General features: G+C 67.8%; 26 protein-coding genes. 14 read left to right on the top strand and 12 right to left on the bottom strand.

The genetic code is table 11. The features are described 5' to 3' along the window. The first annotated feature begins 91 nt into the window (after positions 1-91). Genes IM776_RS07750 through lnt form a run of 9 tightly spaced genes read left to right on the top strand, consistent with a single transcriptional unit; the run spans position 92 to position 9,921 of the window. The gene (locus tag IM776_RS07750) at positions 92-781 is read left to right on the top strand and encodes an HAD family hydrolase (protein ID WP_323741056.1); all 690 of its coding nucleotides are present in this window, start codon (positions 92-94) and stop codon (positions 779-781) included. Then, entirely contained in the window at positions 778-1,791 is a 1,014-nt protein-coding gene (locus tag IM776_RS07755) for a tRNA (adenine-N1)-methyltransferase (RefSeq protein ID WP_194422399.1), read from the top strand. The genes IM776_RS07750 and IM776_RS07755 overlap by 4 nt, the downstream gene beginning before the upstream one ends. 10 nt (positions 1,792-1,801) lie before the next feature. After that, entirely contained in the window at positions 1,802-2,776 is a 975-nt protein-coding gene (locus IM776_RS07760) for an FKBP-type peptidyl-prolyl cis-trans isomerase (RefSeq protein ID WP_194422400.1), read from the top strand. Continuing rightward, positions 2,776-3,777 (top strand): helix-turn-helix transcriptional regulator, encoded by a 1,002-nt coding sequence (locus IM776_RS07765; protein ID WP_194422401.1) that lies wholly within the window; start codon positions 2,776-2,778, stop codon positions 3,775-3,777. The genes IM776_RS07760 and IM776_RS07765 overlap by 1 nt, the downstream gene beginning before the upstream one ends. After that, entirely contained in the window at positions 3,777-4,748 is a 972-nt protein-coding gene (locus IM776_RS07770; protein WP_194422402.1) for a helix-turn-helix transcriptional regulator, read from the top strand. The genes IM776_RS07765 and IM776_RS07770 overlap by 1 nt, the downstream gene beginning before the upstream one ends. A 54-nt stretch (positions 4,749-4,802) precedes the next feature. Beyond that, positions 4,803-5,075 carry a twin-arginine translocase TatA/TatE family subunit gene (gene tatA / locus IM776_RS07775; RefSeq protein WP_194422403.1) on the top strand — a complete coding sequence of 91 codons (273 nt, stop codon included), beginning with the start codon at positions 4,803-4,805 and terminating at the stop codon, positions 5,073-5,075. A gap of 54 nt (positions 5,076-5,129) precedes the next feature. Further along, positions 5,130-5,900, top strand: a complete 771-nt coding sequence (gene tatC, locus IM776_RS07780; protein ID WP_194422551.1) for a twin-arginine translocase subunit TatC — start codon at positions 5,130-5,132, stop codon at positions 5,898-5,900. Beyond that, entirely contained in the window at positions 5,897-8,371 is a 2,475-nt protein-coding gene (locus IM776_RS07785; protein WP_194422404.1) for a DEAD/DEAH box helicase, read from the top strand. Before tatC ends, IM776_RS07785 begins: the two co-directional genes overlap by 4 nt. Before the next feature lie 11 nt (positions 8,372-8,382). Continuing rightward, on the top strand, positions 8,383-9,921 hold the full coding sequence (gene lnt, locus IM776_RS07790) for an apolipoprotein N-acyltransferase (protein ID WP_194422405.1): 1,539 nt from the start codon (positions 8,383-8,385) through the stop codon (positions 9,919-9,921). Here lnt and IM776_RS07795 read toward each other — a convergent pair. The 4 genes from IM776_RS07795 to IM776_RS07810 all read right to left on the bottom strand — a co-directional run bounded on the left by IM776_RS07795 (position 9,918) and on the right by IM776_RS07810 (position 12,610). Next, on the bottom strand, positions 9,918-10,301 hold the full coding sequence (locus tag IM776_RS07795; RefSeq protein WP_194422406.1) for an RNA polymerase-binding protein RbpA: 384 nt from the start codon (positions 10,299-10,301) through the stop codon (positions 9,918-9,920). The genes lnt and IM776_RS07795 overlap by 4 nt on opposite strands. 113 nt (positions 10,302-10,414) lie before the next feature. Continuing rightward, positions 10,415-11,185: a glycerophosphodiester phosphodiesterase family protein gene (locus IM776_RS07800; protein WP_194422407.1), complete on the bottom strand. Its 771-nt coding sequence runs from the start codon at positions 11,183-11,185 to the stop codon at positions 10,415-10,417. Next, on the bottom strand, positions 11,182-12,111 hold the full coding sequence (locus IM776_RS07805; RefSeq protein WP_194422408.1) for an SPFH domain-containing protein: 930 nt from the start codon (positions 12,109-12,111) through the stop codon (positions 11,182-11,184). The genes IM776_RS07800 and IM776_RS07805 overlap by 4 nt, the downstream gene beginning before the upstream one ends. A 25-nt stretch (positions 12,112-12,136) precedes the next feature. After that, positions 12,137-12,610, bottom strand: coding sequence for an NfeD family protein (locus tag IM776_RS07810; RefSeq protein ID WP_194422409.1), 474 nt, complete (start codon positions 12,608-12,610; stop codon positions 12,137-12,139). A gap of 124 nt (positions 12,611-12,734) precedes the next feature. On the opposite strand from IM776_RS07810, the gene IM776_RS07815 reads away from it, so the two are divergent. Further along, positions 12,735-13,499 carry an SDR family oxidoreductase gene (locus tag IM776_RS07815; protein ID WP_194422410.1) on the top strand — a complete coding sequence of 255 codons (765 nt, stop codon included), beginning with the start codon at positions 12,735-12,737 and terminating at the stop codon, positions 13,497-13,499. Positions 13,500-13,556: 57 nt separating this feature from the next. Here the strand turns inward: IM776_RS07815 and IM776_RS07820 are convergent, their stop codons facing one another. Continuing rightward, a complete protein-coding gene (locus IM776_RS07820) occupies positions 13,557-14,165 on the bottom strand; it encodes an HdeD family acid-resistance protein (protein ID WP_194422411.1) in 609 nt (202 codons plus the stop codon). A 95-nt stretch (positions 14,166-14,260) separates the two neighbouring features. Between IM776_RS07820 and IM776_RS07825 the strand changes: the two genes are divergently transcribed. The 3 genes from IM776_RS07825 to IM776_RS07835 all read left to right on the top strand — a co-directional run bounded on the left by IM776_RS07825 (position 14,261) and on the right by IM776_RS07835 (position 17,933). Further along, complete coding sequence (locus IM776_RS07825; protein ID WP_194422412.1) at positions 14,261-16,618, top strand: ATP-binding cassette domain-containing protein; 2,358 nt, start codon at positions 14,261-14,263, stop codon at positions 16,616-16,618. Positions 16,619-16,818: 200 nt separating this feature from the next. Further along, on the top strand, positions 16,819-17,175 hold the full coding sequence (locus tag IM776_RS07830) for a DoxX family protein (RefSeq protein WP_194422413.1): 357 nt from the start codon (positions 16,819-16,821) through the stop codon (positions 17,173-17,175). A 146-nt stretch (positions 17,176-17,321) separates the two neighbouring features. Next, a complete protein-coding gene (locus tag IM776_RS07835; protein ID WP_194422414.1) occupies positions 17,322-17,933 on the top strand; it encodes a dihydrofolate reductase family protein in 612 nt (203 codons plus the stop codon). Here the strand turns inward: IM776_RS07835 and IM776_RS07840 are convergent. Then, positions 17,902-18,336, bottom strand: coding sequence for a hypothetical protein (locus IM776_RS07840; protein WP_194422415.1), 435 nt, complete (start codon positions 18,334-18,336; stop codon positions 17,902-17,904). The two genes, IM776_RS07835 and IM776_RS07840, sit on opposite strands and share 32 nt — an antisense overlap. A gap of 113 nt (positions 18,337-18,449) precedes the next feature. On the opposite strand from IM776_RS07840, the gene IM776_RS07845 reads away from it, so the two are divergent. Continuing rightward, on the top strand, positions 18,450-19,790 hold the full coding sequence (locus IM776_RS07845; RefSeq protein ID WP_228479968.1) for an MFS transporter: 1,341 nt from the start codon (positions 18,450-18,452) through the stop codon (positions 19,788-19,790). 1 nt (position 19,791) lies between these two features. On the opposite strand, the gene IM776_RS07850 is transcribed toward IM776_RS07845, so the two are convergent. From IM776_RS07850 to IM776_RS07875, 6 genes are all read right to left on the bottom strand, one after another. After that, on the bottom strand, positions 19,792-20,055 hold the full coding sequence (locus IM776_RS07850) for a DUF6458 family protein (RefSeq protein ID WP_194422416.1): 264 nt from the start codon (positions 20,053-20,055) through the stop codon (positions 19,792-19,794). A gap of 126 nt (positions 20,056-20,181) precedes the next feature. Then, on the bottom strand, positions 20,182-20,991 hold the full coding sequence (locus IM776_RS07855; RefSeq protein ID WP_194422417.1) for an arginase family protein: 810 nt from the start codon (positions 20,989-20,991) through the stop codon (positions 20,182-20,184). A 14-nt stretch (positions 20,992-21,005) separates the two neighbouring features. Then, complete coding sequence (locus tag IM776_RS07860; RefSeq protein ID WP_194422418.1) at positions 21,006-21,752, bottom strand: formylglycine-generating enzyme family protein; 747 nt, start codon at positions 21,750-21,752, stop codon at positions 21,006-21,008. Next, positions 21,749-22,375, bottom strand: coding sequence for a membrane protein YczE (gene yczE / locus IM776_RS07865; RefSeq protein WP_228479969.1), 627 nt, complete (start codon positions 22,373-22,375; stop codon positions 21,749-21,751). The genes IM776_RS07860 and yczE overlap by 4 nt, the downstream gene beginning before the upstream one ends. Then, entirely contained in the window at positions 22,372-23,124 is a 753-nt protein-coding gene (locus IM776_RS07870) for an SGNH/GDSL hydrolase family protein (RefSeq protein WP_422730943.1), read from the bottom strand. The genes yczE and IM776_RS07870 overlap by 4 nt, the downstream gene beginning before the upstream one ends. Positions 23,125-23,159: 35 nt before the next feature. Beyond that, on the bottom strand, positions 23,160-24,509 hold the full coding sequence (locus tag IM776_RS07875) for an MFS transporter (protein ID WP_194422419.1): 1,350 nt from the start codon (positions 24,507-24,509) through the stop codon (positions 23,160-23,162). Between the last annotated feature and the right edge of the window lie 2 nt (positions 24,510-24,511).

The following is a 24,511-nucleotide window of genomic DNA, read 5'->3' on the forward strand; positions in this document are numbered from 1 at the left end:
GGTTCTCTCCCTTCGACGGCGGAATGCGGCTATCCCTCCAGGCTAGTCCGCGCCCAGCCGAGGTGGTGCATCGCCCGGATAGCATGGACGGGTGAGTCACAAGCCGCAGGCAGTCCTCTGGGACATGGATGGAACACTGGTCGACACCGAGCCGTACTGGATGGCGGCCGAGACGGCTCTGGTGGAGTCGTTCGGCGGCACCTGGAGCCACGAGCAGGCGATCCAACTCGTCGGGAACGGGCTGGAGGACAGCGCGCGGATCCTCCGGGATGCGGGCGTCGACATGGCGCCGGAGGCCATCGTCGCGCACCTGACCGAAGAGGTCAGGACCGCTCTCGCCACGCAGGGCGTGCCCTTCCGCCCCGGCGCACGCGAGCTGCTGCGCGACCTCCAGGCCGCGGGAATCCGCACCGCGCTGGTGACGATGTCGCTGCGACGGATGGCCCGCAGCGTCGTCGACCTGATGGATTTCGACGCGTTCGAGCACATCGTCGCCGGTGACGATGCGGATCACCCGAAGCCGCATCCCGCGCCCTACCTGCAGGCCGCCGACCTGCTCGGCATCGACATCGCCGATGCGCTGGTGATCGAGGATTCCGTCACCGGGCTGCGTTCCGGGCTCGCATCCGGCGCCGTCGCACTGGGCGTTCCGCACATGATCCCGCTCGACGAGGCCGGTGCGCACGCGCTGTGGCCGACGCTCGAAGGACGCACGGCCGGCGACATCGTCGATGTGTTCTCCTCCGTGCGCACGCAGCAGCGCGAAGGGGCACTGCGTTGAGCGCCGCGTCGCGCCCGAGCGGTCCGTTCCGCGTCGGCGACCGCGTGCAGCTCACCGGGCCCAAGAACCGCCTGCACACCGTCACCCTCGCCGAGGACGGCGAGATGCACACGCATCATGGCGTGCTGTTCCACCGCGACCTGATCGGTCTTCCGGACGGTTCGGTCGTCGCCAACAGCTCGGGCCACGAATACCTGGCGTTGCGCCCGCTGCTGCGGGACTTCGCGATGTCGATGCCGCGTGGCGCGGCGATCGTCTATCCGAAGGATGCCGCGCAGATCGTGATGCAGGCCGACATCTTCCCCGGCGCCACGGTCGTGGAGGCCGGCGTCGGATCAGGTGCGCTGTCGCTGTCGCTGCTGCGCGCGATCGGTCCCGCCGGTCGTCTGGTGTCGTTCGAGCGCCGTGAGGACTTCGCCGAGGTCGCGAGGTCCAACGTCGAGACGTTCTTCGGCGCGGAGCCGGAGACCTGGGAGGTCGTCGTCGGCGATCTGCTCGACGCGCTGCCACAGACGCAGCCGGCCGGAAGCGTGGATCGCGTGGTCCTCGACATGCTCGCGCCGTGGGAGGTGATGGATGCCGTCGCAGAGGCCCTGACGCCAGGGGGAGTCGTGCTCTGCTACGTGGCGACCGCGACTCAGCTCTCGCGCGTGGCCGAGTACATCCGTGGCACGGGCTGCTTCACAGATCCGGACGCCTCTGAGACGATGGTGCGCGGCTGGCACGTGGAGGGACTGGCCGTCCGCCCGGATCACCGCATGGTCGCCCACACCGGCTTCCTCCTCACCGCCAGGCGCCTCGCGCCGGGAACGGTGGCGCCGGAGGTCAAGAGGCGTGCCTCCAAGTCGAGTTACGGCGATGAGGACGTCGAGCTCTGGACGCCGGGAGCCGTCGGCGACCGCGACATCACGGACAAGAATCTCCGCAAGCGTGCACGGGAAGCGGCCAGAGCCGCAGACGGCGCGCGCCAGGCCGCCGCGTCGCGCGACGCCGAGGAACGATCGCAATAGACTGGAGCGCGTGCGTAAAACCTCAGCCGCTCTGGCCACACTCGCCCTTGCCGCCGTCGCCCTGACCGGATGCGCGGCCGGCCCCTCATTCGACGGTGCGGCGTGCGATCGCGCGGCATCCTCGAGCGGCATCGCGGATCTCGCCGACGTCTCCGGCGAGATCGGGAGCAAGCCCGACGTCGGGCTGTTCACGCCCATCGGCGGTGAGACCAGCTCTTTCGGCGACATCGTCGTCGGCTCAGGCCCGGCCCTCACCAGCTCCACGCAGAGCGCGGTCTTCGAGTTCTCGCTGTTCTCGGGCAAGACCGGCGAACCGGTGGCCGCGACCGCCTACGACGAGGACAGTGCTCAGCTGGCGAGCGTCGGCTACTGGGCGCAGACCGTCCCGGCATTCGGCAGCGCACTGGAATGCGCGACCGAGGGCTCGCGCGTGCTCACCGTCGTTTCGCCCGAGGACTTCGGCGCGCAGAACCTCACCAGCTTCGGCCTCGACGAGGATGAGCCGGTCGTCGCGGTGTTCGACGTCGTGAAGGCCTACCCCAGCCGGGCCGAGGGCGCGCTGCAGTACAACGACGCGTCCGGCATGCCGACCGTCGTGCGCGCCCCTGACGGCCGCCCCGGCATCATCGTCCCGGACAGCGACGCTCCGGCCGAGCTCGAGGTGCAGACGCTGATCAAGGGCGATGGGGAGAAGGTCGCCGAGGACGACACCCTGCTCGTCAACTACACCGGAGTGACCTGGGACGACCGCGAGGTCTTCGACTCTTCTTGGGATCGCGGGGCCGCGACCTTCGACATGGCGAGCCTCATCCCCGGCTTCACGCAGGGCCTCACCGGTCAGACCGTCGGCTCGCAGGTGCTCATCGTGGTTCCGCCGGAGCTCGGCTACGGAGAGGCGGGTACCGGCGGCGTTCCCGGGAACGCGACACTCGTGTTCGTCGTCGACATCCTCGGCATCGATCCGCCGACAACAGCGCAGCAGTGATGGCCGCCCGCATTCCCCCGGAAGAGCGTCAGACGAACCTCGTCGTGGCGCTGATGGCCACGGAGATCGGGCTCACCAAGCAGCAGATCCTCGACAGCGTGTCGGGGTACCGTCAGCGCGCCGAAACCGGCGGCAGGACCGACGCACTGGAGAAGATGTTCGAGCGCGACAAGGACGAGCTGCGCGCGCTCGGCGTCCCGATCGAGACGATCGGCGATTCAAGCGATCCGAACGATCTGCGCGAGGCGCGCTATCGGATCCCGAAGGCCGAGTACGATCTCCCGGCCGACATCTCGTTCAGCCCTGCCGAACTCGCCGTGCTCCAGCTCGCCGGCAGCGTGTGGAGTGCGGAGTCGGCATCCGCCGATGCCCAGGCCGGGGTCCGTAAGATCCGCGCTCTCGGCATCGACGGCGACGAGCCGATCATCGGCTTCGCCCCCCGGATCACGGCGCGCGAGAGCAGCTTCGCACCGCTGCAGGCCGCGATCGAGGAATGCCGTGTTGTGACTTTCGACTACCTCAAGCCGGGGGAGCAGGCACCGCGCCGACGCAAGGTGGAGCCGCTCGCCCTACTGGACTTCGAGGCGCGCTGGCATGTCTACGGCATCGACCTCGACGCCGACGGCGATCGCACATTCCTGCTGAGCCGTATCGTCGACGACGTCACCGTGACGCGCACGACCTTCGACCCGGGTCTCCGCGAGGGCGCAGGCGAACGCGCCCTCGCCGGACTCGACGCCGTGGCCGCACGCAACTCAGCACTGCTGGAGATCACACCCGGTACCGAGGCGGCGCTGCGACTCGGCCGACGGGCGAAGAGCGAGACCCAGGGGTACAGCGTGCCCTACGTCGACCTGCACATCTTCGCCGACGAGCTCGCCTCCTACGGGCCGGAGGTGCGCGTCGTGGAGCCCGCTGCACTGCGTGACGCCGTCGTGGCCCGTCTCACGGCGATCGTGGCGGCGCACGAGTCCGCATCGAACGGTGAGCGAGGCGCATGATGGCGGACAAGCCCAGACCGCTGCTCGCTGCGGATCGGGTGCGCGCGTATCTGACCCTCGTGCCGTACCTGCTCGAGCGCGGCGAGGTGTCCCTCGACGAGGCCGCGCGCGAGTTCGACGTCTCCGTCGACGAAATGCGCAGCATGGTCGAGAAGCTGACCGTGATCGGCCTGCCCGGCGACAGTGGCTACTGGCAGCAGCCGCACGAGCTGTTCGATATCAACTGGGACCTGCTCGATGAGGAAGGCGTCATCGAGATCACGAACGATGTCGGTCTCCGTCGCGTGCCTCGATTCACCGCCCGTGAGGCGGCCGCTCTGCTCGCCGGTCTCCAGATGGTCGCGGCCGTACCTGCAGTCTCGGATCCGGGTCTCGTCGCCGGGCTCATCGCCAAGTTGTCCCGTGCTGCCGCGAACGCGCCCGCCGACGTCGTCATAGCGCCGAGCGCGGTCGACGAGGTGCGCGACGCCGTATCGGCTGCCCTGCGGGAGAGCGTGGCCGTGTCGTTCCGCTATCAAGCGCCGGATGCCGAGCCCACCACCCGCACGGTGGACCCGGTGCAGGTCCTGATCACCAACGGCCAGTGGTACCTGCAGGGCTGGTGCCATCTGCGCCGGGCGATGCGCACCTTCCATCTCGACCGCGTCAGCGAGCCGCAGCTCACCGACATCCCGATCACGCATGCGGACGCGCCCGTGCCGAATGCCTTCGGAACGGGCGGCGACGACACCGCGGTCACGGTGCGTCTGCCCCATCGCCTCGTGCCTCTTCTGGGCGACTACGTGCGGGCGGACAACTCCCAGGCCGACGGCGATCACGTGCTCGTCAGCATCCGTCTTTCCGATCCGCGCGGGATCAAACGCGTCGCAGGACGGTTCGGCGGTCAGCTCCAGGTGCTCGACCCCGATGTCGCACGTGCGGCCGCGCGCGACTGGGCGGCGGCCGGACTCGCCCTGTACGGGAGACCGTGACTCAGCATTCGCGGGTAAACTGAACCCTGGCCGCCCCGTATTGAGGAGCATTCGATGGGTAATCTTTTCGCAGGTCCACATCTGTGGATCATCCTGATCATCATCCTGCTGCTCTTCGGCGCTGCGAAGCTGCCGGCGCTCGCGAAGAGCATGGGCCAGTCCGCCCGCGTGTTCAAGGGCGAGATGAAGGCCATGAAGGACGACGACGCGCAGTCTCCGGCGGCAGGCGGATCCGACGCCACGGCGGCGAACACAGTCCAGGAGAACGCGGTCCAGGAGCCGATCGATCGCCCCGCCGATCGGGACACGCCACCGCGCAGTTCGTAGCCGGTGACCGAGCTCGACACACCGGCGTCGTCGAAAGGCCGTCGCGACCGACGCATGTCGCTCGGCGCACATCTGAAGGAAGCGCGTCGACGCCTGATCATCGCCGTGATCGGCCTTGCCGTCGGCATGGTCGTCGCCTTCTTCGTGACCGATCCCATCATCTGGTACATCACCGAGCCGATCCGGATCCTGGATGCCGAGCGCGGTACCGAGACGCCGTTCGCCCAGTTCGTGTTCTCGGGAGTCTCCTCCGCGTTCGATCTGCGACTGCGCATCTCGTTCGCCATCGGCCTGCTCATCTCGGCCCCGGTCTGGCTGTGGCAGATCTGGGCCTTCATCATGCCCGGCCTCACGCGCAAGGAGGTCCGCTACACGATCTCCTTCGTCGCAGCGGCCATCCCGCTCTTCTTCGGCGGCGCGTACGTCGCGGTGCTCGTCGCCCCGCACGTGATCGAGATCATGTCGAACTTCGTGCCCGAAGGCGGCGTGAACTACTTCAACGCCAAGGAGTACTACGACTTCATCTTCAAGTTCATCATCGTCATCGGCGTCGCCTTCGTGCTCCCCGTGTTCATGGTGGCGCTGAATTTCGCGGGACTCCTCACGGGGCGCGCGATGCTGGGCGGCTGGCGCTGGGCGGTTCTCATCGCGGCGCTGTTCGCCGCGATCGCGACGCCGGCCGCTGACATCTTCTCGATGCTGCTGCTCGCCGGAATCCTGGTCGTCCTCTATCTCGCCGCGAGCCTGCTCTCGCTGCTCCTCGACCGGCGTCGACGCAAACGAACCGGGCCCGACGGCCTTCCACTGACGGAGGCTGACGCATGAGCTCACCAGCAGATCGCTACGCCGCCGCACGCGACAGCGCGTCGCACCCGGAGACCGCCGCCTTCGCCGCCAAGCAGAGGTTCGACCTCGATCCCTTCCAGATCGAAGGATGCCACGCCCTCGAGCGGGGTCGCAGTGTGCTCGTCGCCGCTCCCACCGGCGCCGGCAAGACGATCGTCGGCGAGTTCGCGATCCACCTCGCCATGCAGACACCGAACGACAAGGCCTTCTACACGACGCCGATGAAGGCGCTGTCGAACCAGAAGTTCCGAGAGCTCGTCGAGGTCTACGGGGCCGAGAACGTCGGCCTGCTCACGGGCGACACGAACATCAACGGCAACGCGCGGATCGTCGTGATGACGACCGAGGTGCTGCGGAACATGATCTACGCCGACTCGGCCGCGCTCGGCGCCCTTCGCTACGTCGTGATGGACGAGGTGCACTATCTCGCCGATCGCTTCCGCGGCGCCGTGTGGGAAGAGGTGATCATCCATCTGCCGTCCTCGGTGCGGCTGGTCTCGCTCAGCGCCACCGTCTCGAACGCCGAGGAGTTCGGCGACTGGCTCGACACGGTTCGCGGCGACACCGAGGTGATCGTCTCCGAGATCCGTCCGGTGCCGCTCGAGCAGCACGTGCTGGTGCGGGATGACCTGCTGCCGCTGTTCGACGATCGCGCCGGGGTCGCGACGGCGACGGTGAACCAGGAGCTCATGCGCATCCGCTCCTTCACCGGCTCGCGGTACGACAGCAACAAGCGCGCGCAGTCGTACATCAGCGGCAGACACGCCGGCAGGCAGAGCCCCCGTCCGCCGCGCGGCGGACGACGTCCGGTGCGGGCGGCGAACGCACAGCGCATCGAGCGGATGGACCGTCCGGACGTCATCCAGCTGCTCGAGCGCACCAATCTGCTGCCGGCGATCTTCTTCATCTTCAGCCGCGTCGGCTGCGACGCCGCCGTCCAGCAGGTCCGTCGCTCCGGCATCCGACTGACGACGCAGGAGGAGCGGCGCGAGATCCGGGAGTACGTGGAAGAGAGCACCCGGACTCTGCAGGATGAGGACCTCGGGGTGCTCGGCTACTTCGAGTGGGTGGACAATCTCGAGCGGGGCGTGGCGTCGCACCACGCGGGACTCCTGCCGGCGTTCAAGGAGGTCGTCGAGGAGCTGTTCCGGCGCAAGCTCGTCAAGGTCGTCTTCGCCACGGAGACGCTGGCGCTCGGCATCAACATGCCCGCCCGCACGGTCGTGCTCGAGAAGATGGAGAAATTCAACGGAGAGGCGCGCGTCGCCATCACGTCGGGGGAGTACACCCAACTGACCGGGCGCGCAGGCCGACGCGGCATCGATGTCGAGGGACACGCCGTCGTGCAGTGGACCGAGGGCATGGATCCGCAGGCGGTGGCCGCGCTCGCGTCACGGCGCACGTATCCGCTGAATTCCAGCTTCCGTCCCACGTACAACATGGCCGTGAACCTGATCGACATGTTCGGGCGCCCGCGAGCACGTCAGGTCCTCGAGTCATCGTTCGCGCAGTTCCAGGCGGATCGCGCGGTCGTGGGCCTGGCCCGTCAGGTCCGTGAGGCCGAGGAATCGCTGGACGGCTACCTCAAAGCGATGCAGTGCGATCGTGGCGACTTCCTCGATTACGCCGGCATCCGTCGTGAGCTGAGCGATCTCGAGAAGAAGAACCGGCAGGATGCGCATGGACCGCGCGGCGCACGCGACAAGCGCATGAAACGCATCCAGAGTCTCCGCACGCGAATGCAGCGCCACGGCTGCCATGGCTGTCCGGATCGCGAGGCGCACGCCCGCTGGGCCGAGCGGTATTGGAAGCTGAAGCGGCAGACCGACCGCACGCGAAAGCAGATCGAGAACCGCACCGGCACCGTCGCGCGCGTGTTCGATCGCGTCGTCGAGGTGCTCGCCACTCTGGACTACGTCACGGGCACCGGTAGCGACACGATGCTCACCGAGGCCGGCCGCACCATGCGACGGATCTACGGCGAACGCGACCTACTGGTGGCCGAGTCGCTGCGTCAGGGGCTGTGGAACGGCCTGGACGCGCCTTCGCTCGCCGCGATGGCGTGCTGCCTGGTGTACGAGCCGCGTCGTGACGAGGCGAACTCGGGGGAGCGGGGGCTGCCTCGCGGGCCGTTCCGCGCGGCCTACGAGAAGACGACCACACTGTGGTCAGAACTCGACGATCTCGAGCAGGCGCACAACCTTCCGGGCTCCGAGCCGCTTGCCGCCGGCCTCGCTGGAGCGATGCACGCCTGGGCGCGCGGGGCCCTGCTCGACCGCGTCCTGGTCGACGCCGACATGGCGGCGGGTGACTTCGTCCGCTGGGCGAAGCAGACGATCGATCTCCTCGACCAGCTCTCGATCGTGGCCGAGGACCTGGGTCTCGCTCGCACTGCCCGCCAGGCGCTCGACGGCGTGCGCCGCGGCATCGTCGCCTACTCGACGATGTGAGAATGATACGGATGCCATCCGCCTCCGCCGACCCCGCGGGTCGGACCCGACCGCTGCTGCCGCTCTGGCTCGCCGTACCCGTCGCCGCCGTCGCCGGCCTGCTGATGGATCTCGCATACCCGGCGGTGAGCGCCTGGATCCTCGCATTCCCGGCGGTCGCGCTGCTGCTGCTGGCCCTGATCGGACGTCGTGCCTGGTCTGCGCTGCTGGTGGGCTTCGCCTACGGCGCGGTGTTCTTCTTCCTCCTCGTCTCGTGGACCTCGCGCTACCTGGGCGTCATCCCGTGGTCGGCGCTCGCGCTGCTGGAAGCCGCGCTCACGGCAGTCGCCGTGATCCTCATCACGCTGGCCTATCGCTGGCTGCCGCGCGCCGTCCCCGGAACAGTGGGACGCCTTGTGCTGCTGCCCGCCGCGGTGGGCGCCCTTTGGGTGGGCAGAGAGCTCCTGCTGGGGTCCTGGCCCTACACGGGCTTTCCGTGGGCCAGGCTCGGCATGACGCAGTCGGAGAGCCCCCTGGCGACACTGTCGTCGTGGGTGGGCGTCAGCGGGCTGAGCTTCCTGATGGTGTTCGCCGTCGCGATGCTGATCGAGAGCGCGCGGCTGCGACTGTGGCGGCGACCGCTACGGCTGATCGCGCCGGCCGTTCTCGTGCTCGTTCTGTTCGTCACACCCGCCTTCCCCACGACGGATGCCGGAACCATGCGGATCGGGGCCGTACAGGGGAACGGCCCCACGGGCTACTTCGATGATCGCGAGCCCTACGCCGTCGTACAGGCGCAGACGGATGCCACCGAACCGCTGTACGGCGAGGACGTGGATCTGCTCGTGTGGCCGGAGGGCGGACTGGACGGCGACCCGTTCCAGAACGACTCGCTCGCACGGCGGATGACGATGGTGTCCAATCGCGTCGACGCTCCACTGCTCGCGAATGCGGCAACGGGTCGAGGCGAGCAGTTCTTCAACACGTCGATGCTCTGGGTGCAGGACGGCACCGCAGAGCTGACGCACGACAAGCGCTTCCCCGTGCCGTTCGGCGAGTACGTGCCGGACCGCGACTTCTACTATGCGATCGTCCCGGATCTGATCGGGCTCATCGGACGCGAATACACGCACGGCACGAATCCACCGCTCGTGGACGTCGGGGGCGTCAAGGTCGGACTGGCGATCTGCTTCGACGTGATCTACGACGAGGTCATCTCAGAGGGCTTGCGCGGCGGCGCTGAGGTGCTGGTGTTCCAGACCAACAACGCCGATTTCCGCGGCACCGACGAGAACCTGCAGCAGCTGGCGTTCGCGCGGATGCGGGCCGTCGAGACCGGTCGCAGCGTCGTCAACGTCTCGACCGTGGGCACCAGCCAGATGATCGCCCCGGATGGCCGGACGTTCGCAGCGCTGGACGCAGATGAGGCCGGAGCGATGCTCGAGAATGTCGAGCTGCGCTCCGGCCTCACCGCTGGCGTGATCCTGGGGCCCTGGTTGCAGCAGCTGCTGCTGTGGGGCGGACTGGGCGCGCTCCTGATCGGGTGGTGGCGCGCCCGTCCTCGGCGTTAGGCGCCGATCTTCTCGCGCGTCGGGTCCTCACCGGCCCCGCGACGTGCGCGGATGAACGCGAGACGCTCTTCCAGGAGCTCCTCGAGCTCAGCGCGGGTGCGTCGCTCCAGGAGCATGTCCCAGTGCGTGCGTGCGGCCTTCTCGTCGGTCGCATCCGGCGTGATGGTCTGGCCATCGACGCTCAGCACGGCCTCGGCACCGCACGAACGGCACTCCCAGGTCTGCGGCGGTTCTGCGTCTGCGGCGAACATCAGCGTCGTGTTGTTGCCGCACGTGTCGCACTTGTAAGTCGTCTCGCGACGCTCCATGAAAACGACGCCCTCTTCGCTCTGTAGGCTCTGGGCGCCGAGTCGGATGCCGCGGAGGCTGCGATCTGCCATTTTGTGGTCCTCTCGTCGCCATCAGGTATACCGCTCGCGCCTGTGCGCGCGCTCAATGGCCCGGTGATCGCGGCGGTATTCACAGTCGAATCCCAGCCCTGTCGGTTATGGGCTCAGAAGAGGGTGCTCACGGCGACATCGGCGCGGTCGGTGACGACGCCGTCGACGCCCGCCGCGACGAGGCGCCGCATCTCGATCGGGTCGTTCACGGTCCACACATGCACCTCGACACCATGCCGGTGGGCGGCGCGCACCAGGGCGGGGGTGAGGGCGCGCACCGCACCGTACCGTTCAGGGATCTGGAGGGCGTCGAGATCCCGCAGCACGCGCCCGGGGGAGAGGCGCAGGGCGGTCAGCAGACGCGCCCGGATCATGCTGGTCCGTCCGGCGGACGTGGCCGGCCGGATCGCGGCGCCGGCATCCATCACGGCGTCGACGGCACGACGGCGACGCGCGTCCGAGAAGCTCGTCAGCAGCACGCGATGCGCGTGCGGAGCGATGACCCGACCGAGGGGGGCGGTGGCGGCATCCGTCTTCACATCGATGTTGAAGCGCGTGTCCGGAAAGTGCTCGAGCATCTCACTGACCGTCAGCAGACCGCCGTGCGGCGCGAGGAGCTCGGCCAGTTCCACCGTGCGCACCTCATCGACCCGCCGGTCATCGCCGAACAGGCGCGAGAGCGTCTCGTCGTGGAACAGCACGACGTCGCCGTCCGCGGTGACCTGACAGTCGGTCTCGACGTACTCGACACCGATCGCGTGGGCGGCGGCGAACGCGCCGGCGGTGTTCTCCCACACCGACGGGACCTCGCCGTCGCCCACGATCAGACCACGGTGGGCGAGAACCCGAGGGTGTCGTGCCTTCTCGAAGAACGGGTGCGTCACGCGCCGGGCGTGCCCGAGGGCGGCTGGACGCCGGGTCGCGGAGTGAACGCGCTGCCGATGCCCTTGAGCGCCTCGGTAAGCTCGCTGGGGATGATCCACAGCTTGCTGGACTCGCTGTCCGCGATCTTCGGGAGCATCTGCAGGTACTGGTAGGCGAGGAGCTTGTCGTCCGGCGCGCCCTGGTGGATCGAGGCGAACACGTTCTGGATCGCCTCGGCCTCGCCCTGGGCGCGGAGCACCGCGGCCTGCTTGTCACCCTCGGCACGCAGGATCTCGGCCTGCCTGGCGCCCTCGGCCTCGAGGATCGCAGACTGCTTGGTTCCCTCGGCCGTCAGGATCGCGGCGCGGCGGTCGCGCTCTGCGCGCATCTGCTTCTCCATCGAGTCCTGGATGGAGAGCGGCGGATCGATGGCCTTGAGCTCCACGCGACCGACGCGGATGCCCCACTTGCCGGTGGCTTCGTCGAGCACGACGCGGAGCTGGCCGTTGATGTTGTCGCGGCTGGTGAGCGCCTCTTCGAGGTTGAGGCCACCGACGACGTTGCGGAGCGTGGTCGTGGTCAGCTGCTCGACGGCGCCGAGATAGTTCGCGATCTCGTAGGTCGCCGCGCGCGCATCGGTCACCTGGAAGTAGACGACCGTGTCGATCGAGACGACCAGGTTGTCCTCGGTGATGACAGGCTGCGGCGGGAACGAGACGACCTGCTCGCGCATGTCGATGAGCGGCCGGAGCCGGTCAATGAAGGGAACCAGGATGTTCAGCCCCGGCGTGAGGGTCTTGTGATACCGGCCGAGGCGCTCCACCACGCCGGCAGTGGCCTGCGGGATGATGCGGATCGAGCTTGCGACCGTCACCACCACGAAGATGATGACCGCGATCGCGAGGATCCATCCGATCGCTGTCGGGATGAACGAGGAATCGTCCACTGGTTCTCCTAGTCGTTGAGTGGGGCTAGTCGCCTGCCGGGCGCACGATCGCCGTGGCGCCGTTGATCGCGGCGATGAGGATGGGCGCGCCCTGCGGAATCATGACGGCGGTCTCGGTGCGCGCAGTCCATGTGTCGCCGTTGCTGACCTTCACCTGGCCCGTGACCTGTGTGATGTCGGCAAGTGCGGTGCCGCGCAGGCCGATGAGTGCCTCGACGTTCGATTTGGTGGGATCCTCGCTGCGATGCAGGCGCTTCAGCAGCGGTGGACGGAGGAACAGGATGAACAGTGCCGCCGCAGCGGCGGCGATGACCAGCTGCGCCCAGAGCGGGAGACCGATCAGGCCCATGACGAGACCGACGATGCTGCCGAGGGCGAGCATCAGGAACGTGAAGTCGAGCGTGAGCATCTCGATGACGAGGAACACGGCGATCAGCACCAGCCAGCCGATCCACGCCCACTCGGTGACCAGCTCGATGAAGACGGATACGTCGTCCATGGCGCCCTCCTTTGCCGTCAACCTATCACGCGATACAGACGCGTCCACGGCGCGGTTCCGGGTCGTTGGTAAAGTGAACTGGCCGCGTCTTCCGCGGCGTTTTTCCGCATCGCAAGGAGTCACTGTGACCGACGTTCTGCCCGCAGGTTCACTCGCAGGAAAGGTCGCGCTGGTCACCGGTTCGTCCCGTGGCATCGGCGCGGACACCGTGCGCTACTTCGCCGAGGCCGGCGCGGACGTGGTCATCAATTTCCGCAACAAGGCCCCGCGCGCCGAGAAGCTCGCCGGGCAGTTGCGCGACCTGGGCGGGCGCGCGCTCGTCGTCGGCGCAGACCTCACGGATCCCGCCTCCGTCGCGGAGATGTTCGAGAAGGTGCGTGCCGAGTTCGGGAAGCTGGACATCCTCGTGCTCAACGCTTCGGGCGGCATGGAGTCCGGCATGGCCGAGGACTACGCGTTGACGTTGAACCGCGATGCGCAGCTCAGCGTCCTGAACACGGCGCTGCCGTTGCTCGGCGACGGATCGCGCGTCGTGTTCGTGACGAGCCACCAGGCGCATTTCATCCGCACCACGCCGACCATGCCCGAGTACGAGCCGGTCGCGCAGTCGAAGCGCGCGGGCGAGGACGCGCTGCGCGAGCTGATCCCGGCGCTCGCCGAGAAGGGCATCGGATTCACCGTCGTCTCCGGAGACATGATCGAGGGCACGATCACTGCGACACTGCTCGAGCGCGCCAACCCCGGCGCGATCTCGGCGCGTCGTGAGGATGCCGGGCGTCTTTACAACGTGTCGGAGTTCGCTGCCGAGGTGGCGCAGGCCGCCGTCGATCCCGTTCCGGCGGACAACACGCGACTGGTCGGCGACATCAGCGGATTCGCCGCGGAGTGACCTGAGCCGACGAAGGCCCTGCCGATCGGCAGGGCCTTCGTCGTTCCACCGGTTTGATCAGACGGCGGCGGCGGGACCGGGATCCGACAGGGGCGGCGACTCGGCCCTCTTCTCATCCCGCCCGAGCGTGATCGCCCGGACGATCTGAATGAGTCCGAGGACCACGAGCGTGATTCCGAGGATCCACCACAGCGCGACGGCGGCGAGCAGCGGCGAGAAGATCACGATCACACCTGCAGCGATGCTCAGAATCGCGTAGATGATGGTCCAGGCCCGCGATCCGTCCTTGTTGAGCAGTGTCAATGCGACCACGCCGTCGACTATCCAGCTCACGCCGAGGAAGATCGCCGTGACGAGCGCGAGCGTGATCGTGGCGGCCTGGAGGTTCAGGAACGCGACGACGCCGGCGACGATGTAGAGCACGCCGAGGACGATGTGACCCGTGCGCGCCCAGCCGCCCTTCTTGCCGGAGAAGATGCCGAGACCGACGTAGACCAGGCCCGCGACGATCAGGTACGCGGCGATGATGCCCGTGACGATGATGGCCGTCTTGAGCGGCCACACGAGCAGAACGATTCCCGCGATGAGTGCGACCGCACCGGAGATCGCCAGCGTGATGCGGATGGAGGTGAACAGCGATTTCGCTTCGGTGAGTGAGTCAGACATGTCGAGCGCCTCTCTGTGAAGATCCTGTGAAGGACGTGCTCAGCGTAGCGCGCCAGAGGTTCGGAATGGGAGAGGTCCGTGGCAGGATCTTTCACATGACCGATGCGCCCTCTGCCGCCGATTCGCATGATCTGATCCGGGTCCGGGGTGCCCGCGAGAACAATCTCAAGGACGTCAGCGTCGACATCCCGAAACGCCGGCTGACGGTGTTCACCGGCGTCTCGGGCTCGGGGAAGAGCTCGCTGGTGTTCGACACGATCGCCGCCGAATCCCGCCGCATGATCGACGAGACCTACAGCGCCTTCGTGCAGGGATTCATGCCGTCGGTGCCGCGCCCCGACGTCGATGTCCTCGAGGGACTCACCACGGCGATCATCGTCGACCAGGAGCGATTGGGCGCGAACCCCCGATCGACCGTCGGCACTGTGACGGATGCCAACGCCATGCTGCGCATCCTGTTCTCCAAGCTGGGCCAGCCGTACATCGGCGGCCCGACCGCGTTCTCGTTCAACATCCCGACGCAGAAGGCCAGCGGGGTGATGACCGGCCCGGGTGGTGAGAAGAAGATCGTGAAGGACGCGATCTACCTCGGCGGCATGTGCCCACGCTGCGAGGGCAGGGGAGCGGTATCGGACCTGGATCTCGCACAGATCGTCGACGAGTCGAAGTCGCTCGACGAAGGAGCGATCATGGTGCCCGGCTACACCGCCGACGGCTGGATGGTGAAGGGCTTCTCTGCGTCCGGTTTCTACCCGGCCGACAAACCGATTTCGCAGTTCACCGAGAAGCAGCGGCACCTCTTCCTCTACGGCGAGGTCACGAAGGTCAAGATCAGCGGCATCAACATGACCTATGAGGGCCTGATCCCGAAGATCACGAAGTCGATGCTTTCGAAGGACCTCGACGCGCTGCAGCCGCACATCCGCGCATTCGTCGAGCGCGTCGCGTCCTTCACGACCTGCCCCGAGTGCGACGGCACCCGGCTCACGGAGGGGGCGCGCTCCTCGAAGATCGAAGGCATCAGCATCGCGGACGCCTGCCGGATGCAGGTGACCGACCTCGCTGCGTGGGTGAAGGGGTTGGAACTGACCGGGGCGGGTCCGCTGCTCGAGGCGCTCGAGGCCAACCTCGACGCCTTCGTGACGCTGGGGCTCGGATACCTGAGCCTGGAGCGCCCGTCCGGAACGCTGAGCGGGGGAGAAGCGCAGCGCATCAAGATGCTGCGCCACCTCGGCTCGTCACTGACCGACGTGACTTACGTGTTCGACGAGCCCACGATCGGGCTGCACCCGCACGACATCAGGCGGATGAACTCACTGCTGCTGAAGCTCCGCGACAAGGGCAACACGGTGCTCGTCGTCGAGCACAAGCCTGAGACGATCGCGATCGGCGACCACGTGGTCGACCTCGGTCCTGCGGCGGGCAGCGGGGGAGGGGAGATCTGCTTCGAGGGCACGGTCGAAGGACTCCGCGCGAGCGACACGATCACCGGTCGTCATCTCGACGACCGTGCGTCGCTGAAGCCCTCGGTTCGCGATGGGAAGGGCGCGATCGAGGTGCGTGGCGCCTCGACGAACAACCTCCACGACGTGGACGTGGACATTCCCCTGGGCGTGCTGACGGTCGTGACGGGTGTCGCCGGTTCGGGAAAGAGCTCGCTCATCCACGGATCGGTATCCAAGCGCGACGGCGTCATCGCGATCGACCAGGGTGCGATCAGGGGTTCTCGCCGCAGCAACCCTGCGACGTACACCGGGATGCTGGAGCCGATCCGCAAGGCGTTCGCGAAGGCGAACGGCGTGAAGCCCGCGCTGTTCAGCGCGAATTCGGAGGGCGCCTGCCCGTCGTGCAAGGGATCCGGCGTCATCATCACCGAGCTCGGGTTCATGGACACGATCGAGACGCCGTGCGAGGACTGCGGCGGCAAGCGATTCCAGGCAGCGGTGCTGGAGTACAAGCTCGGCGGCAAGGACATCACCGAGGTGCTCGATCTTCCGGTGTCGGAGGCTCGTGAGTTCTTCTCGCAGCCGGATTCGAAGATTCCGGCCGCCGTCGCGATCCTGGAGCGCCTCGACGACGTCGGCCTGGGATATCTCTCGCTGGGGCAGCCGCTGTCGACGCTTTCGGGCGGTGAGCGTCAGCGCGTCAAGCTCGCGATTCAGATGGGGGACAAGGGCGACATCTACGTGCTCGACGAACCGACCTCCGGTCTGCATCTCGCGGATGTCGACAAGATCCTCGGACTCCTGGACCGACTGGTGGACGCGGGCAAGACCGTGGTCGTGATCGAGCATCACCAGGCGGTGATGGCGCACGGCGACTGGATCATCGACGTCGGCCCCGGCGCCGGTCACGACGGAGGGCGCGTGGTGTTCGAGGGCACGCCGGCAGACCTCGTCGCGGCCAAGTCGACGCTGACAGGCGAGCACCTCGCCGAGTACGTCGGCGCCTGACTCTCAACTGGCACGCAGAACTCTCGCTGGGTCGCATGGCTCCACAGTTCCGTTCTCGAGAGGACGCCGATAATGCACATTATGTCAGTACGAAGTGATGTGACCCGGCCAATGCGCGCCGACGCTGAGAGCGACGCGCGCGAGCGCTACGGCGACGCTCTCCCCCGCCGCCGTATCGATCAGCGAGTCCACTTGATGGATTGCCTCCCGTTCGACCGGTTTGGCCCATCATCGTTCTGTCGATCATCAGCGCGGTCGACGGCATTCTCAGCATCAAACCGGTGGATTTCATCGCCAGATGCTTCCGTGATGTCGGCTGGCCGCGGCGTCTGTGGTGGATGATGCCCGTGATCAAGTTCGCAGCCGCGCTGGGACTCGTGGCCGGGATCTGGATTCCGGGAATCGGGCTGCTCACGTCCGTGTGTCTGGTCATCTACTTCGTCGGTGCGATCGCGATGCACATTCGAGCCAGGGACTTCGGTCGGAACCTCTTCGTCAATGCTCTCGGAATGCTGCTGATGTGCACAGCGGTGTTCGTGTGGTGTTTCCTGAGCTGAACCGGTCAACACTCCAGATCGGTACCCTCGCCGAGTGACCACCGTTCAGAGCCGCGCGCGGAACCCCTGGGAATCATGTCAATGGCCTGGTGCGAAGCCGGTCGCCCCGAGACCATCGAGCATCAGTCCGCGGAATGGAGACTTTCATGACCGCCACGAACCGTGCCCGCGTCATCGTTCAAGAGTGGGTTTCGCTTGACGGGTTCGCGTCGGGGCCGATCGACGAAACGGAGATCATGAGCGTTGTCGACGAGGACATCGACCGGCGAAGCCAGACCTACAACGAAGAGTTCCTGGCCGGCGCGGACGCCGTACTGCTCGGCAGCCGCACCTACCGCAAGTTCGCCCGGTACTGGCCCACAGCGACGGAGCCGATCGCGAATCGCGTCAATGAACTCCCGAAGATCGTCGCATCGACGACTCTGGACTCGGCACCGTGGGGGCAGCACGCGCCTGCGACGGTCGTCGCGGACGCGGAAGAGTACGTCGCACAGTTCCGCCAGGACGGCGAGGCACTGCTGGTGGTGTGGGGCTCTCTGAACCTGACGCGGTCGCTCCTGCGCGCGGGCCTGGTCGACGAGCTCGATCTGTTCGTCGCCCCGATCTGGTTGGGCGAGGGAACGCCGCTGCTCGATATCGGACGGGTGAGAGTGGAGCAGCTCGTCAGCGAAAACTGGGACGCGCTTACGCACGTCCGCTACCGGATCACGCAGGCTGAAGACGGGCTCAGGTCGGATCGATGCCTCGTTCAGCCATGAGAGCCTGCAACTTCTCCGCGGAATCGGTCTCGATGCACACGCATGCCCGCAACCCCCGCTCTTCAGATCGCAGCAGATAGTAGTTGGTGCTGTCAGTCAGCTCATCGCCGCCGGCATCGAGGAAGATCCAGCGCACGCGGACCAGTACCAGCGAATCCGTGAGATGGTTCTCGTCGACGATGTCATAGCGGACCGAGGCCAGTCCCAGTCGCTGATACAGCGGGTAAGACTGCTCCAGGCCCTCGATCATCATGTCGTGGGACTCCAGCACGCCGGAGAAACGATCATCGACGATCATTCCGGGCGTCGCCCACAGCTCGGCTGCGCCCTCCGCATCGAAAACGGTCAGCATGCTCGCGTAGCGATCGAAGTAGTCGATCAGGTGAAGCGTCTCGATGCCCATGCGGGAATGCTAATCGCGCAGAAGGCGTCTGGCTAGGGTCGCCGCGTGACTCTCATCGATCGAAGCGCGTCGGCCTGCGCTTGAACGCCGCCCGCGCGGAGTAGCGTGGAACCGTGCCCGATACCACCCACTCCTCCCTCGTGACACCCGGGTGGAGGGCCTGGCTGATCTGGTCCGTCGGCGTCGCCGCATATGTGCTCGCCATCGCGAACCGCACCTCCCTCGGCGCGGTCGGTGTGGACGCCGCCGAGCGGTTCCAGGCGGATGCCGCGACCCTCTCGCTGTTCGCCGTCGTGCAGCTGGCCGTCTACGGCGGTATGCAGATCCCCATCGGCGTCTTCCTCGACCGGTACGGAGCTCGCCCGATCATCACCCTGGGCATGATCCTGATGGCCGCCGGGCAGCTGACCATGGCGCTCTCCCCCAGCATCGGCATCGCGATCCTCGCCCGCGTGCTCCTCGGCGCCGGCGACGCCATGGTCTTCCCGGCGGTGCTTCGTCTTGTCGCCACATGGTTCCCCGCCCAGCGCGGTCCGCTGATGGTGCAGCTCACCGGAGTCCTCGGCCAGTCGGGACAGCTGGTCGCCCTCATTCCGGTGGCCGCACTCCTGCACGCCACCACCTGGACGATCACGTTCGGAAGCATCGCCGGGCTCGGCGCGCTGTTCGCCGTCCTCGTCTTCGCCGTGATCCGCAATCACCCGCCCGAGGTCGCCGCCGACGTGTCCGTCAACACCGACACCGGGGTCGTGCGCGTGGTCACTTCTGCGATCGACACCGGCGTCGGCATCCGCGCGGCCTGGGCGCATCCCGGAACGCGCCTCGCCTTCTGGTCGCACTTCGCGACGCCGTTCGCCGGAACCGCGTTCGTGCTGCTGTGGGGAATGCCGTTCCTCACGGCGGGCGAGGGCCTCTCCCCCGCCCAGGCAGCGACCCTCATCTCTGTATATGTCGCTGTCGGCATGATTCTTGGGCCGATTCTCGGCGAGCTGTCGCGTCGCATTCCGAATCGGCGATCTCTGGCGCTGGTGCTCCCGACCGTTGCAGTTCAGATGTTCGCCTGGCTGGCAGTGATCGCCTATCCGGGGCCCGCTCCCCTTTGGCTGCTCTATGTGCTCGCGATCGCGCTTGCCTCCGGCGGACCGGCATCAATGATCGCGTTCGACCACGCGCGCACCCACAATCCTGCGCACCGTCTCAGCACCGCTACGGGCCTCACGAACGCCGGCGGCTTCATCGCCGCGCTCACCGCGGTGTTCCTGATCGGCCTCGCGCTCGACCTGCAGGGCGCAGGAACGCCTGAGACCTATTCGCTCGAAGCGTTTCGGCTCGCGTTCCTGACGCAGGTGCCGCTGTGGCTGCTGGGCACGATCTTCATCGTGATCGAGCGCAAGCGCACGCGGATCCGCATGGGATTGGACCGTGAGCGCGTGCGGCGCCCACGGTCCGAGTAGTTCAGAGCCCGGCGGGGTCGTCCGGTGCGCTGGTGCTGCGGCGCGTGGTCTGCGACCCCGAACCGGGGTCGACGGAGGTCTGCGTGACCGAGTTCGTCTGACGACGGCGCGCGACGAGGATCAGGCCGATGATGAACACGACCGCTCCGGCGCCCATGAGGATGTAGCCGATGAGGTCCAGATTCGCCCACTCCACCTCGACGTTGATCGCGAACGCGAGGATCGCTCCGATCACGAACAACACGATTCCAGTGCCGATGCTCATGGTCTTCCCTTCCGGTGCCGCGGGTCGGCACACGTTTCAGGGCCGAAACCCTGTGAGACCTCGATGATGGCAGGAACCTGTTTCCTCGACAACGGGTTGACACGGCGGGGCGCCGCACGGTCAGGTTCAGCGTCGCAGCGCCTGGAACGTCTCGAGGATCAGCTCGACGCTCACGTTCGCGGGCACCTCTGCGTCCCCGTACTCGAACTCGGCGAACTCGACGCCGCGCACCTGATCGCGGAGAGCGGCGAAGATGTCAGCGATCTGGTGCGGACGCAGGCCCCCTGCCACCCGATACGCGGCGGGGATGTACCCGGGCTCGAGCACATCCCAGTCGACATGGATCCACACCTCGCGCCCGGTCACGAGCTCGGCGACGCGCTTCGGGGTGCTCTCGGCCGGAGACAGCACCTGCACGCCCGCGCGTGACAGCAACTCCGCCTCAGCAGGATCGATGTCGCGCCCTCCGACAACGATCACCTGCTCGGGATCGAGTCCGGCACCGTGTCCGCTGTCCCACAGTCCGCACGCGGCCGCCAGCACCATGCCGCCCAGATACCCCGACCCGGTCGTCTCCGGGGTGTTGAAGTCGCCATGGGCGTCGATCCACAGCACGACGGCGTCCGGGTGCCGCTCCGCGACGGTCGGAAGGGTACCGAGGCTCGCCGCGCAGGTGTTCGTCACGAGCAGCGGCGTGTCACCGGCATCCAGGACATCGCGCAGGGCATTCCGCAGCGCCTCCAGCGTCGGACGCGCGGCCGGCAGGGCGTCGCGCCAGTCGTCGACGGCGCTCGGCGACGGCGTCCCGACGACGGCCGGTGTCCGTCCCAGATACTCGCCCAGCGCCGCGCCGGCGGCGTGCGCACCGCGCAGCGCCCCATCCGTGCGGTCGGCGACCCGCCCCTGCGATACGACGATTCCGAACTCCTGTGCCATGGTGTCTCCTTCGTTCAACGGCCGCGCGGCGTCCAGCCGGACGGCGATGGTCCATCGTCCACGGCCCGCTCGGCGTCGACGACTGCGGACCAGCCCTGTGCGGCATCCACGGCGTCGAATCCGCCGCGGGCAAGCCGCATGCCGACATCCTCGTGATGCATCCGCGGTGCGCCACCGCGCCGCACGGATGCCCGGACGCTCCACGCGTCGTCGGCATAACCTCCGCCGCGGAAGACCCGGTACTCGTCGTAGCGCGCGGGATCCAATAGATCCCAGCACCACTCCCAGACGTTGCCGAGGGTGTCGAACAGGCCGTGCAGGTTCGGGAGCTTTCCGCCGACGTTCTGCGGCGACGTCACGCCGTCCGCCGCTGTCCAGGCGATCTCGTTCAGCGGCCCGTACTGCGGTGCCGCCGAACCCGCGCGGCATGCGTGCTCCCACTCGGCCTCGGTGGGGAGCCGGAAGCCATCGCTGTCGACGTGCCAGGTCACGACCTCGCCGTCGAACGAGTAGGCGGGATCGAGCCCCTCCCACTCGGATGCCGCGTTGCAGAATCGGACGGCGCGCAGCCAGCTGAGATCGGATGCCGGGCGCCGTGGATGCTGCGCGGGAACGCCCAGGACCTCCGCGAACTGCTCCTGCGTGACCGGGTAGACGCCGATGTCGAATGCTTCGAGCCGGACCGTGCGCCGCGTCTTTCGCCGCGCGTCGTGAAGGGCCACAGCGCCAGCGGGGATCCGGGTCATCTCGATGTCGGTCATACGCCTGCACGTGTGGGCGGGGCGGGGATGCGGATGGCGAAGATCCGCATGAAGTACTGGCACAGCGGACCGATCAGCAGCGCGAAAGCGAGCGTGCCGATGCCGACGTTGCCGCCCAGGGACCAGCCCACGGCGACCACGACGATCTCGATGCCGGTCCGAACGATCCAGATCGACCAGCCAGTGCGGTTGTGCAGCCCGGTCATGAGGCCATCGCGCGGGCCGGGTCCGAAGTGCGCGCCGATGTACAGGCCGGTCGCGGCGGCGAGGACCAGAAGGCCGATGACGAAGAAGCAGACGCGCAGCCAGAGCGGCTGGCCGACGGGGATGAGGAGCAGGCCCACATCGGCGGCCGGACCGACGAGCAGCGCGTTCAGAAGAGTACCGACGCCGTATCGCTGTCGCAGCGGCAGCCACAGCAGGAGCACCACGACGCTGGTCAGGATCGTGATGACACCGAACGAGAGCGGGACATGCCGTGAGATGCCCTGCGACAGCACGTCCCAGGGGGCGGCGCCGATCTCTCCGCGCACCATGAACGCGATGCCGATTCCGTACAGGAACAGCCCGACCAGCAGCTGCGCGATCCGGCGCGGAAGCCGCCGACCGCGCACGCGGCTCACTGCGGGATCCGTTCGACCCAGGTGGGGTGCTTGGCGGCCCGCCCGTCGCCGGACGACGTGCGCGTGATCCGCCGCTTGACCCACGGGCCGACGTGCTGCCGGTAGTACGCGAGTCCCGAAGGGCCCGCAGTGCGCTCCGCCGGCGACCACCACTCGGCGGGCGGCTCGAACCCGAGTGCGTGGAGAACCCGCGCGGCGACTCGGTGGTGGCCGTTCGCGTTCATGTGCAGGCGGTCGTCGGACCAATAGGCGCCGGAGGAGAGTTCGCGGTCCGGCCAGTTGAGCGCACGGATCACGTCGTGCCGCTCTGCGATCCGCCGCAGCACGGCAGCCGAAAGCTCGTCGCCGCGCCGCTGGATGAGCGAGCCCATCGGCAGCTGCCCGGCCGGGTTCGCCCCGGAGAGCAGGATCAGCGCGACGCCCTGCTCGTCGCAACGGCGGAGCACGCGCGAGAAGGTGTCGGCGATGTGCTCGACGTCCGTGCGCGGGCGGAGCATGTCGTTGCCGCCGCCGTTGAAGGACAGGTGCGTCGGCCCGAGCGCGAGCGCGGGCTCCAGCTGCTCTTCCACGATCGGCCAGGCGAGCTTGCCCCGAACGGCGAAGTTCGCGTACTGGATCGGGTGTCCGACGGCATCCGCCCAGCCCTGCGCGGCGATGTCGGCCCAGCCGCGCACGCGGCCGTCCGGCAGCTCGTCACCGACGCCCTCGGTGAACGAGTCGCCGATCGCCACGAATCTCACTGCAGTCACCGATCCAGCCTATTCCCGTCGGAGGACGACCGGCGTCACCGGTCATCGAGCGCCTTCCCGCGTCGGTCGACCAGACCCCACGCCGCGGTGGCACCGACGACGAAGAACGCCGCGAACACGACGAACAGCAACGGAGCGCCGCCGATCCCGAGCAGCACGGGCACGAGCAGCGGCGCGATGATCGAGGCGATCCGCCCGACACCGGCGGCCCAGCCCGACCCGGTGCCCCGCAATGACGTCGGGTAGATCTCCGGCGTCACGGCGTACAGGGCACCCCACGCTCCGAGGTTGAAGAACGACAGCGCCATGCCGGAGCCGATGATGGCGGCATCCCCGCTCGCGGTCCCGAACAGCACGGCGGATGCTGCGGAGCCGATCAGGAAGACCGACAGCGTCAGGCGCCTGCCCCAGACCTCGATCAGCCACGCGGCCACGGCGTAGCCGGGCAGCTGCGCCAGTGTGATGACGAGGGTGAAGCCGAAGGACCGCACGAGATCGTACCCAGCGTCGACGAGGATGCTGGGAATCCAGATGAACGCGCCGTAGTAGGCGAAGTTCACGCAGAACCACACGACCCAGATGCACAGCGTGCGCACGCGGAACTCCGCCGACCAAAGCGCACGCAGGCGGGTTCCGGCCGAGATGGCGATGGCGCGCGACGGCTGCTCGGCATGCTCGGCATGGTCGGCCACGACGCCGGCATCCGCCTCGAACTTCTCAACGATGCGCTCCGCCTCGGCGATCCGGCCGCGCGAGGCGAGCCAGCGCGGCGACTCAGGCAGCCCCCAGCGCACGATGAGCGCATAGATCGCGGGAACGGCGCCGAGCGCGAACGCCCAGCGCCAGCCGTCGGCGGATGCCGGGATCACGAAGTAGCCGATCAGGGCCGCGGCCGTCCAGCCGACCGCCCAGAACGCCTCGAGGATCACGATCAGCCGCCCGCGGATCCGTGCCGGCGCGAACTCGCTCACATACGTGGACGCGACCGGAAGCTCGGCACCGAGGCCCAGTCCGACGAAGAACCGCAGCACGAGGAGGATCGCCACTCCCCCGGCCAGCGCGCTGGCGCCGGTCGCCAGACCGTAGATGAGCAGGGTGAGTGCGAACACCTGCCGGCGCCCGAACCGGTCGGCGAGCAGACCGCCGAGGCTTGCACCGAGGGCCATGCCGATGAAGCCGACCGACGCGATCCAGCCGCTCTCGGCCTTGCTGATGTCCCACTGTTGCGCGAGAGCCGCGAGGATGAACGAGATCAGCCCGACATCCATGGCATCCAGCGCCCAGCCGATGCCGGATCCGGTGAGCAGGCGCGCGTGCCGGCGGGTGAACGGCAGGTCGTCCAGGCGACGCGCGAGCGCCCGACGACTGGGCACCGCCTCGGTCATCC

The sequence above is a fragment of the Microbacterium abyssi genome (assembly GCF_015277895.1).
GTDB classification, from domain to species: domain Bacteria; phylum Actinomycetota; class Actinomycetes; order Actinomycetales; family Microbacteriaceae; genus Microbacterium; species Microbacterium abyssi.